At 61.5% G+C, this 10,094-nt stretch carries 10 protein-coding genes; 2 read left to right on the top strand and 8 right to left on the bottom strand.

What is annotated here, in order from left to right; all coding sequences use genetic code 11:
• The first annotated feature begins 625 nt into the window (after positions 1 to 625).
• Complete coding sequence (locus tag AB4030_RS22145; RefSeq protein WP_442281371.1) at positions 626 to 1,114, top strand: very short patch repair endonuclease; 489 nt, start codon at positions 626 to 628, stop codon at positions 1,112 to 1,114.
• Positions 1,115 to 1,125: 11 nt separating this feature from the next.
• On the opposite strand, the gene AB4030_RS22150 is transcribed toward AB4030_RS22145, so the two are convergent.
• From AB4030_RS22150 to AB4030_RS22175, 6 genes are all read right to left on the bottom strand, one after another.
• On the bottom strand, positions 1,126 to 1,869 hold the full coding sequence (locus tag AB4030_RS22150) for an HNH endonuclease (protein ID WP_442281362.1): 744 nt from the start codon (positions 1,867 to 1,869) through the stop codon (positions 1,126 to 1,128).
• 128 nt (positions 1,870 to 1,997) lie between these two features.
• Positions 1,998 to 3,650 carry an ATP-binding protein gene (locus tag AB4030_RS22155; protein ID WP_442281363.1) on the bottom strand — a complete coding sequence of 551 codons (1,653 nt, stop codon included), beginning with the start codon at positions 3,648 to 3,650 and terminating at the stop codon, positions 1,998 to 2,000.
• Between the two features lie 4 nt (positions 3,651 to 3,654).
• Entirely contained in the window at positions 3,655 to 4,095 is a 441-nt protein-coding gene (locus tag AB4030_RS22160; protein WP_442281364.1) for an EcoRII N-terminal effector-binding domain-containing protein, read from the bottom strand.
• A 3-nt stretch (positions 4,096 to 4,098) separates the two neighbouring features.
• Entirely contained in the window at positions 4,099 to 5,889 is a 1,791-nt protein-coding gene (locus tag AB4030_RS22165) for a DEAD/DEAH box helicase (protein ID WP_442281365.1), read from the bottom strand.
• Positions 5,890 to 6,429: 540 nt separating this feature from the next.
• Positions 6,430 to 7,494, bottom strand: a complete 1,065-nt coding sequence (gene dcm, locus AB4030_RS22170) for a DNA (cytosine-5-)-methyltransferase (RefSeq protein WP_442281366.1) — start codon at positions 7,492 to 7,494, stop codon at positions 6,430 to 6,432.
• Positions 7,495 to 7,853: 359 nt separating this feature from the next.
• A complete protein-coding gene (locus AB4030_RS22175) occupies positions 7,854 to 8,207 on the bottom strand; it encodes an RNA polymerase sigma factor (RefSeq protein WP_442281367.1) in 354 nt (117 codons plus the stop codon).
• 255 nt (positions 8,208 to 8,462) lie between these two features.
• Here AB4030_RS22175 and AB4030_RS22180 point away from each other — a divergent pair, with 255 nt between their 5' ends.
• A complete protein-coding gene (locus AB4030_RS22180; protein WP_442281368.1) occupies positions 8,463 to 8,963 on the top strand; it encodes a hypothetical protein in 501 nt (166 codons plus the stop codon).
• 16 nt (positions 8,964 to 8,979) lie between these two features.
• On the opposite strand, the gene AB4030_RS22185 is transcribed toward AB4030_RS22180, so the two are convergent.
• Both AB4030_RS22185 and AB4030_RS22190 read right to left on the bottom strand, forming a co-directional pair.
• A complete protein-coding gene (locus AB4030_RS22185; RefSeq protein ID WP_442281369.1) occupies positions 8,980 to 9,537 on the bottom strand; it encodes a hypothetical protein in 558 nt (185 codons plus the stop codon).
• 166 nt (positions 9,538 to 9,703) lie between these two features.
• Positions 9,704 to 10,094: hypothetical protein (locus AB4030_RS22190; RefSeq protein WP_442281370.1), on the bottom strand; the 391-nt coding region annotated here is incomplete at its 5' end.

Here is a 10,094-nt window from a genome sequence, read left to right on the forward strand (position 1 = left end):
AATGGCAAGTCGCGGACCGCCGCTACCTATCTGAGGCGTCCATGGCGCTGCTGTACAAGACCAGCGATACTGACACCGCCGCCATCACCAGCGGCCCGTGAGCACCGAGGAACTACCCCTCAAAGCCCACCACCCACCGGGACGCTGTCGTTGCCGTTCTCGTCGACGCGGCGGCGCCCCAGCGAGCTGCAGGACACCGGCTGCAAGCGCACCTATCTGTCCTGCCCTATCCGCCGACCTGGCAGATGAGCTCATTCACGTCTGGTCCCTCATCCGCCCGCCGTGACGTTTGATCTCCGGAGGGGCGGCGCTTAAGCGGGGACGTTGTCTGCATGCTGGTGCGAGGGCGACAGGACAGCCAGCAGGGCGTGTCCCGGGTGCGACGGGCGCGGTTGGAACGGGCACGTATAGTGCATGACCAAGTCGAAGGCCTTGAAAGGAGCGTGGTGAGAGGGGCCCCGTACTTATTCGTGTGACTGCTGTTATCCCTGTCCCGCAGGGTGATGCGACGAGCCACAGGTTCTGAATCTGAGCAGACGCCTGACGGCCCTTTCCGACGCGGAGCGGGACGCTGAACGGGCCGAAAGAATGTGAAGTGGCCCAAGGTGACAAGAGTAAGATGAGCATGCATCCTCGAAGGAGGTTGAACGTGGATATAGTGGATCCTGCTACCCGGAGTCGGATGATGGCAGGAATTTCCGGACGCAATACTCGCCCGGAACTTAGTACGCGGCACTACCTGCACTCAAGAGGGTTTCGATTCAGGCTGCACGTAACAGACCTCCCTGGGAAGCCCGATATAGTGCTGAGCAAGTACCGCGCCGCAGTCTTTGTGAATGGCTGCTTCTGGCATGCGCATGAGGGCTGTAGGTACTTCAAAGTCCCCGCATCACGTCGCGAGTTTTGGACCGAGAAACTCAACGGAAACCGAGAGCGAGACACGCGAAACGTCCAAACCTTAATCGATATGGGTTGGCGTGTAGCGCTCGTATGGGAATGTAGCTTGCGAGAAGGAGTCTCCGGTCTCGAGCAGCTTTGTGCTTGGCTGACAAGCGATACAGGTCGCTTCGAGACGCCAGCGAGCGGCGCAACATGCCCCAGTCAAGACTGCTAACACGGCCAGCGTCATGCATTGAGTGAGGGAAGTGCAGGGCTCTTCACCGGAAGACCCAAGCTCGCTCGCAGCTCCCACGGCTCGTACGGCGGCTGGCGCCTATGAGCGGCAGAGTGACAGTTGCTGCACAATGGAACGAGGTCGCGAATTGGGTCGACGCGATAGGACTCACCCACCTGTGATACGGGGACTCGGTGGTGCACTTCTATGTATCCCTCAGCGGCGGAACCATAACACTTCCCGAAATCAAAATCACACGCCCAGCAGGTGGACCCGTAGTGAGAAATGCACCTAACGCGGTTTATGGGGTTTCGCTCGTATCGATTGACTAGAACCGTTGTTGCTGCTCCCTCGGGCAAGGGCTCAAACCTCGGCAGATCGCCTTCAGGCCCGTGCTCGAGGATGCCACCTAACGCGACTGCAAGCGCGGGGCCACCAACGTCGACCAGACTATTTGCTACTTCGGCACCAGTGCGCGCTCGATCCCTCCTCCAGCATTCGATCTCGAACGAACGCCACAGACCGTCTGGTACTTCGGCCGAATCGTCGAGAATGTCATCGTTGACCGTGACGGTCACCGCGACGCCCGCGGCTTCGGCCTCCGCAATCCCTGTCCGCCATTCCTCGGGGTGGTCCTGCGCCCATCGCCCCAGACGTCGAACCAGACCTCCCGCGTGGTCTTCTGCCATCACAACGGCTTCGGCACTCGAAAGCGTTCGCATCAGAGCAACTTGGAGCCCGCGACCATGATGCATTCCAGCGATTCGTGCCCCGTCCGCTCGTAAACCAGGGCGCGCTATCTGACACCGTACGAGCGGGAGTCCCGTGATCGCCCCCAGCCGTGTGATCGCATGATCAAGAGCGGCGGAGTTGGCATCCCCTCTCACTCGTCGTCGTTCGAGTCTGGACTTGGCAAATCCTTGACGAGCTTACGGAGGTTACGGCTGACATCAACCCGTAGCTCTTCAAACATTTCCCGGGTCTCGCTATTCGTGGCATCGAGTTCGGCTTGCGCTACAGCATAGAAGAGAAACTCGATGGCTTGAACCATTGTGCTGTTGCCGGCAATCGGCAGGTATGCTTTTTGATACCACTCGTGGCCGGCATTGAGTTCGACCTGAAGAATGTTGTTAGTGGAAAGGGACATGTCCCACAGGACGCCATCCATGAGTGATTCTCGACGAACGATATTCATGGAGGCGAACTCATCGTCCACCGTGATGTTCACGATCCCCGAGGGTTCGCCGTCTGAACCTATAACTGGCACGTCGCCTGTCTTGTTCACCATGACGACAGTTCCATCGGAGGATCGTGAGATGGTGGGTACGGCAAGCTTGCCCTTGAGGCGACCGAGGGTCACTTCTGTGGGACGGTTGCCATTGGTCTTCGCCGCTGAGGTCTTGGCCTTTCCCACACGCGATCTCTTGTCTGCCTCGCGTCTGATCGGTGCCAAGAGGTCCATGAGTACCTCGATCAAAGCACCGTCGATGTGCACTCCGGACTTCTTGATTCCGACGCCGAACACGCCATCAAGCAGAGCGTCGAATGTGAGTTCGACTCGGAGATTGTTGATATGCGTCTCGGCCGCTCCGGTTCCAAGCCAACTTGGGCCGTCGATGAGCCGGTCCTCTCGGTAGAGATAAATGCCTTGAAGGTTGAGTGAGATCCGCGCCTCTTTCCAGACGTCTAGGTCCGATATCTCGTCCTTGCGCGGCAGGATAAAGGCTCGCAATTTCGCAGTGTGCGACTCGCCCCCCGGGACCTCAAACGTGAAATCCTTTGTCATGACCAAATCACCGCCACAGTTCTCCATGAACGGATCCCATGCGGGAAGTTGCTCTCCATTCAGGAAGATGTTGACATTGCGTGCCCTTGAGTCGCTCGGGTTGATGAATCGCTGGAAGACCATACGCAAGTGATCGCGCAGGTTGGCCTCTGTGCGCTTCATGGCGAGGGATCGGTTCCTCGCCTCTTTCCCACCCTGTGTTTTGAGCAGGCGGTCGATCTTCGCCCAAGAGACCAAGGTGCCACCGTCTTGTACCGATTCACTCAGGTCTGCGAGCTCGGCAAGGGCGTCGTCAAGCATCACGCCCTCAGCTTCGTCGGCCTCGTCGTGCTCGAGTACCCAGTTTCCCGTGGTGGCAACTGTGTCCAGATCCCAGGCGGCCGCAAAGGACGTGCTGGCGCCTCTCGGTCGTGACACTACGAGGAGGCGTCGACAGAATTGCGTAGATGCCGTTTTGAGTCCTAGCCCGAACTTGCTCAAACTGTTCGGATTCGCTTGGCGCTCGGCCCCGTATCGCATGGCGTTTTCGAGCCTATCGAGATCCATGCCTACACCGTCGTCGATCACCTCCACCACTGCATTCCCGGCAGCGTCGAGGCCAAGCGTGACAGCGACGTTTGAAGCCTCACCCGGGCCAATTGAATTGTCGATTATGTCGGCGATAGCCGCCTCGAAGGTGTAGCCCGTGTCACGAAAGCCCTCAATGACGCGAGTTGTGTCCGGGGGAACTATCTTGGTGCTCTTTGGCAACTTCTCATTCCTCGCTATCGGTGATTGTTAGGCGCCAGCCGCCCTTGAGCGTCTTTGTTGTGGCCGAGGTATCGAGTTCGCTCTCGCTCGCCTGAATGCTTATTTCGATATCACCGAAATCGTTTCGCATAAAGGAAATTGAGTCGCCCACGCGTGGTGCCATGTCTCTTAACATTTTTGTTGTCCCGGTAAGGCGGTATTCATTGCGAGTTCCCATGCCGTGTGTCTTGCTGTTGTAGTACACAAACCGAAGGCTCCAATGCATCGACGTGTCAGGCGTGGACACCGCCATTTCGCAATCGGGATTATATTCTGACCCATCCAGAGACGGAAAGAATGCCAGAATTTCGGGATCCTTGGGTATCGCAATTCCCGCTTGGTGCGTGCCGGTCAAGCCAAGGTCATTTGCACTCAGTACCTTGCTTACTCGTCGGGATCTATCCATTCTCTATGAACCTTCTTCCGTAGTCCCGCTGTCGAAGTTCTGAGCCAGCCCGCGCTTCCATTCCGCTTTGTCCAGCGCCTCCTCTTCGACGGTGCCCTCGTAGAATAGGTGGTGGACAGTGACTGGGAGGTGTTGTTTACGCCGGTATGCGCGCGCAGTTGCTTGACTTGTCAACGCTGGATTCCACTCCGGGTTGAAGTGGATCACGTGATTGGCGGCGGTGATATTGAGTCCTACACCTGCGGCGCGTGGGTTCATCAGAAGGACGCCCGGGCCTGGGAATTTGCAGAATTGGTCTATGATTTCCTGGCGAGAAGGGGTGGAAGTGCGACCATCTATGATGGAAATGAACGCGGCTTCCTGTTGGTCTCGAATCGCATCCAACAGGAGGTCTAGCGTGGTTTGAAATGAAGCGAATACCAGTGCCTTCTGCTGCTCTTCGAAGGCTTCATTGAGCAGACGCAGCGTGTGGTCGACCTTTGGACTTGCACCCGCCTCCCGGCCAGCCCGGTCCGCGTGAGCGCACAGGATGCGTAAGGATGTGGTGGCGCTCAAGGGGTTCGCAGCGGTCGCAGCAATCTCTTGATAACGAGCTCGATCGTTCGGAGTGAGCTCGAACGCAGTCTCGACCTGAATCAGTTCAGGCAGATCTTTGGCGACCTCATCAACCAGTCGACGAAGGGTCACGGGTCCAAGAAGTCGACCCACTTCGTGTGCACGCGCAAACTCGTCTGGAAACGCCTCTTCGAAACCTTGGCGGGATCCCAACAAGGCGGGAACTACAAATTCTGCGATCGACCACGAGTCGAGCAGTCGATTTTCGATTGGCGTCCCTGTCAAAGCAATCGAGATGCGGCGCTGCAAGGATTTGATGGAGTCTGATCGTGCGGTGTCCGGGTTGCGTATGTACTGTGCCTCATCAAGGACGACAATGTTCCATTGGAGGCCTCCCATGAAGCTCAAGTCGTTAACCAAGGTGTCGTAGGTGGTCAAAACTATGTCGTATCCCGCGAAGCCGCCTGCTACTCCGGTGCGAGCGGGACCGGAGTGCTGTAAGGAGGAGAGATGGGGGGCAAAGGTCCCAAGCTCACGGCTCCAGTTGTGCAACAGAGATGCAGGGCAGACCACCAGGCAAGGCCCATTTGATTGTTCAGCCAGTAGTAGAGCGATGGCCTGGATCGTTTTGCCTAATCCCATCTGGTCCGCGAGAAGAACGCCTACGCCCCTTCGCGCCATCTCTACAAGGAAGTCGGCTCCTGTCTGCTGGTAGGGATATAGCTGCGCGACGAGTCCCATCGAGGAGAAATCGGTACCGGCCCGAGCGGTCGCCGAAGGCGGCCATTCAGTGACGTCGTGAAGGAGATTTACGCCCTTGGGGTCTGCCTTGAGTTCGAGGTAGGCCCCCAAAGTGATCTTCTGGCCCTCTTCCAGGGCGTGGCGCGTCAGGAAGTTGTTGCATGCGGCCACGGCCTCGCTATCGAGCGCGTGCCAAGTACCCTCATGGATAGTAAAGCCACGTTCGAGGTCCGGTATCCGAATCAGCCCAGCACCGCGGATGACGCCGGTGGCGATGCGTGCGCCGTCTGGCAGATCCCCCAGAATGGCGACCTGCGGTCTTAACGTGATCTTGCCGAACCGGAGACCGGTCTCACGTCGTAACCCAAGGCGACCCGGGCCGGAGATGGCGGCCGTCACTTCTTGTGCGGTTGCGGTTCGCCAACTCCCGCCCACTCTCAGCAGAACCTGGTCGCCGTCCGTGCGCCACGCTTTGGAGTCGGTGTCCGAGTCATGCATGGTGGTGACCATAGGCGAAGTTCGGCCCGACTGGCGTGTGTACGCGCCAATGAGTGCAGCGTGGCTGTTGGGCTCTTCGGAGATCGGTCGTCGTTTGCGGCACTTCGAACTTGTGCGGCCCAGGCCGTATCGACGGATCGTTGACACTTCGCAGATAAGAACCTGATGGCCAAGCAGCCGGCCGAGTCGAAAGGGGGATAGAGGCAGGCCTGAGCGGTACCTATGCGTCCGCGTAGCAAGTCACAGGCCGTCCATGGGTGGCCAAGCCCAGAGGTTTCGCGAAGTGTCCAGGTTTCACGACGGCCCACGGACTTGGATCCGTGGCCCAACCGAAGCGTCAACTGCGCGTTTGGACGGCGAGGTGAGCGGCGTCAATCTGTGTTGGCCTAGCGCCCGCCGAATCTTCGCAGGGCGCTAGGCCGCCTGATTGGAGACCGACACGTCTATCGCAGACCTATAAACGGCGCCAGTCGCCGACAGGCGCGGCGCGTGGTTAGTGGGTTCAGGTGTCCGGCTCTCGGGTCTAGGGGCGGAGCCTGATTAAGCGACCGCTTCGTGGTCGGCGACGGCTTCGTCGATATAGGGTGACATGTGGATTGCCATCGCGGTAATGGCGGGAACAACAACAGAGTTGCCAAACTGCTTATAGGCCTGAGTGTCCGACACTGGAATCACAAAGCTATCGGGAAAGCCCATGAGGCGAGCGCATTCGCGAGGCGTGAGACGGCGCGGTCGCTTACCCGGCTGGGAAACCAAGATCTCGGAACCATCTTTGTAGTAGCGAGCAGAGAGTGTGCGGGTGCGAGGGTCGCTGGGTCGGACCAACCCAAAACCGAAGCCATTACCAGCCGCGCGGTGCTTCTCGGCGTAGACTTGCAGATACTTCCAGAGGTGCTCAGTGAGTGTGTATTTGGGATTGACTTGGCCCGTTCTGGGGTTGAAGTAGCGACCCTCGTCATGTGGTACGTCCTGCTCACCTCTGCGATGGAGGATGGCACCGACAGTTGATACTGGGTCTGGCAACGTAAGCGCGTCGATGTCGAAGTCGTTGGCCTGTCGAAAGCCAACGATGAGGATTCGCTCGCGATTCTGAGGCACGAAGTGCTTGCCGTTCACGACGCGGGACTGCACTTGATAGCCGAGGCCCTTGAGGGTGGAGTCAATTATCCTGAATGTTTCGCCTCGGTCATGCGACTTCAGATTGCGAACATTTTCCAGAAGGAAGGCGGCGGGCCGTTTGGCGTCGATTATTTCTTTGACGTTAAAGAAAAGAGTCCCTTGCGTCGGATCGTCAAAACCGTGAGCGCGTCCGAGCGCATTCTTCTTGGATACGCCTGCAATTGAGAATGGTTGACAGGGGAAACCCGCGAGAAGCACGTCGTGTGGAAGCACTTGTGACGGTGCGATTGTGGTGATGTCTGGAACGAACACGTGCTCGGGGTGTTCCTCGACCTCCGGAAAGTTGCTTCCGTAGGTGCGGCGGGCAAACTTGTCCCACTCCGAGGTGAAGACGCATCGACCACCGATGCCCTCGAACGCTGTTCGGATGCCGCCGATACCGGCGAAGAGGTCCGCGAAGCGGAACTCCGTCTGGGTTGTGGTCATGCCTGTCATCCGTCCTCGCTTCATTTACGCCCATCATGCCCGAGGGCTACAGTGCCACTGCACTCCGACACCCATGGGCGCAGAAGTGACACCTGTACCGCCAGCTGTCGGGCACGCGTGAAGGCCGGCAGAAGTCCATCATGTCGGACCTCAGCGGCGGTGATTGGTTGGAACGGTGGGCTGCGTACCAAGAGAGTTCGCGTTAGCGACTGAGTCCGAGGTCCGCTCCGGTGCGGTGAGGCCAGGTCCACGGATTGTTGCATAGGTGCGTTGGGTGCGGCGTCCGTGCCAACGAGTCCTCGGGCCGGGACTGGCCGGAGTCGCCATCAAGGGCCCGCGTTCGTCTCCTGTGGCCGTTATCAGGGTTCGTCGACGGTCTCTTGACGACCGTCAGCGGGCAGTGCTCGGCCAGCTGCTGCGCTGCCCGCCATGGCGCGGCCGAGGTCGCCGTATTGCACGCCCTGCAGCAGCTCGTCCTCCACCGCCACCGAGGCGGGGCCCCGCGTAGACAGGTCGGGTAGGAGCACGACGTCGCGACGGGTGCGCAAGCGGCTCACGAGGCGCCGGATCGCGATGCCCCACATCCAAGCGCCGACCTCGCCCGTGCCTTGGTAGCGCCGAGCGCCCTGCCACACGGCGACAAAGGTGTCCTGCAGCACGTCGGCACGACCTCGGGGTCGTTGCACCGGCGGGCGAGCCGCACCGACAGCCACGGGGCGTGCCGGTCAGAGAGCTCGCGCAGGGCGCCGAGGTCACCGTCGGCCAAGGCCTCGAGGAGGGTCTGGTCGTCGGGGGCGACGAGCGCTGCCATACCTCCACTGTCGACCTGCGGTGCCCGAACGGTTCCCGATTGCTTCGCCCAAGGGAGATCCGATGCGTGCCGCCGGGCCCCTTGTGGGCAAAGTCCTGACGGGCACCGTTCGGCGCGTGACGATGTAACTCCGCAGGGCGATCGCCGGGGAGGGCTGATGAAGGAACCCATCACAGAGCTCATTAGGACCAACTTCTTCCACGGCCGGCTCCTCTCTGCCGAGGACCTCGCGCACGAGCAGGAGCAGGCCCGCGCCAGGCAGTGGCTGCACAACCGGCTCCTCCACGGCCACGGTGTCGTCAGCGGGCTCGAGGTCACCGTGGTCGGCGATCACGTCGAGGTGGCACCCGGCGTCGCCTTGGACCCCCTCGGCCGCGAGATCGTGCTCGGCGACACGCGCCTCCTCGACGGGGCCGATGTCGTCCCCGAGACGCACGGTCGCGTCCAGGTCGTCATCGCGTGGGCCGAGAAGCCGGCCGGCGACCTGCCAGGGCCCGACGGCCCGGTCCCAGACCGTTTCGTCGAATGCCCGCTCGTGACGCTGGCCGACCACACGCTGGACGAGCCCCCCGAGCACGGCCTCCCGCTCGCGCGCCTGTACCGCCGCGGTCCCGAGCTGCTCGTCGACCCCTCGGTCCGCCGGCACGCCCACCGGTAGGCGCGTCCCGCTGGCCTCAGTCGCAGTTGGGGCAGGCGCCGGAGACGGGCATCTCCATGAAGCATGTCGGGCACACCGCGCCGCGCCGCTCCTCCGCGTGAACCGTCCTCGCCACCGGGGTCCGGGCCCGGACGACACGGGCGCGGACGCTCAGCGTCGGTTGCGCGTCAGCGGGGACGTCGGCTCCCCAGTGGCGGTAGCACTCGAGCCGGGCCGCGGCCGCCCGGTTCTCGCGCTCGAGAGGGTCGCTGGCCGGTGACTCGCCGGCGACGCGGAGGACCTCGTCGTAGGCGGCACCGACCTGCCCGTCGTCCTTGTGGACGACCAGTGATGCGAGCGGCGGCTCGTTGCGGACGTGGTTGACCTTCACCAGGTCGACCAGCAGGCCGCCGATCCAGTTGCGCATCTGCGACTTCGTGCGGAGCGACGAGCGGCGCTGCACCTGCTCGGCGAGCTCGGAATAGGTGATGACGGCGTTGTAGCGGCCGGCGGTCTCCACGAGCACTTCGTATGCCGCCTTCGCCCAGTAGGGCTGCGCGAACTTGGGAGTCACGTACGCCTCGTGCTCAGACATGCTCAGCCATCCGATTCCTTCGTGGTTGCGTCGACGAGCACCAGTCTCCACCAGCTTCTGGTGCGCGCCGACGCGGGCGCCCGGAGCCGCTCGACCTGCTCCGTCAGGCGGAGCAAGATCGCAGCGCCGCGCGAGCAGAGTGGCACCCACAGCGACGTGTCGTCGTTCAGTCAGCCAGTTCGCGGACCAGCTCCCAGAAGTGGTCTCGCAGGACGAACCGCAGCTGGTCCTCGACGTCGTACCGGTCGAGCCGGGCCGACAGGTCGAGGAGCAGCGCGCGGTCGAGGTCGCCCGGGATGAACGGCTTCTGGCTCATCAGGCGGGTGCGGTCGGCGGCGCTCGCGGTGATGGACCAGGTGGCGATCACCCCACGGCATACGTCCTCGATGGCCTGGAGCTCGCGCTGGCCGAGAGCCGACGCCGGCGACGGGCGGTCACCGCTGCCGGCGCTGTCGCTGGCACTCGACCACACGAGCCGGCCCGGCGTTCCAGCTGCAGCCGCGGCCGGCCGGTGGGGGACTTTGCTGCCGGCCAGCACTGCCGGCGTGGGCCGGGGC

Source organism: Terrabacter sp. 2YAF2 (genome assembly GCF_052114705.1).
Lineage (GTDB): Bacteria > Actinomycetota > Actinomycetes > Actinomycetales > Dermatophilaceae > Terrabacter.

Excerpts from the sequence above, each read along its gene's own strand:
- dcm (WP_442281366.1), bottom strand. The coding sequence starts at position 7,494 with ATGACCACAACCCAGACGGAGTTCCGCTTCGCGGACCTCTTCGCCGGT.
- AB4030_RS22160 (WP_442281364.1), bottom strand. The coding sequence starts at position 4,095 with ATGGATAGATCCCGACGAGTAAGCAAGGTACTGAGTGCAAATGACCTT.
- AB4030_RS22145 (WP_442281371.1), top strand. The coding sequence starts at position 626 with ATGCATCCTCGAAGGAGGTTGAACGTGGATATAGTGGATCCTGCTACC.
- AB4030_RS22150 (WP_442281362.1), bottom strand. The coding sequence starts at position 1,869 with ATGCATCATGGTCGCGGGCTCCAAGTTGCTCTGATGCGAACGCTTTCG.
- AB4030_RS22185 (WP_442281369.1), bottom strand. The coding sequence starts at position 9,537 with ATGTCTGAGCACGAGGCGTACGTGACTCCCAAGTTCGCGCAGCCCTAC.
- AB4030_RS22180 (WP_442281368.1), top strand. The coding sequence starts at position 8,463 with ATGAAGGAACCCATCACAGAGCTCATTAGGACCAACTTCTTCCACGGC.
- AB4030_RS22165 (WP_442281365.1), bottom strand. The coding sequence starts at position 5,889 with ATGCATGACTCGGACACCGACTCCAAAGCGTGGCGCACGGACGGCGAC.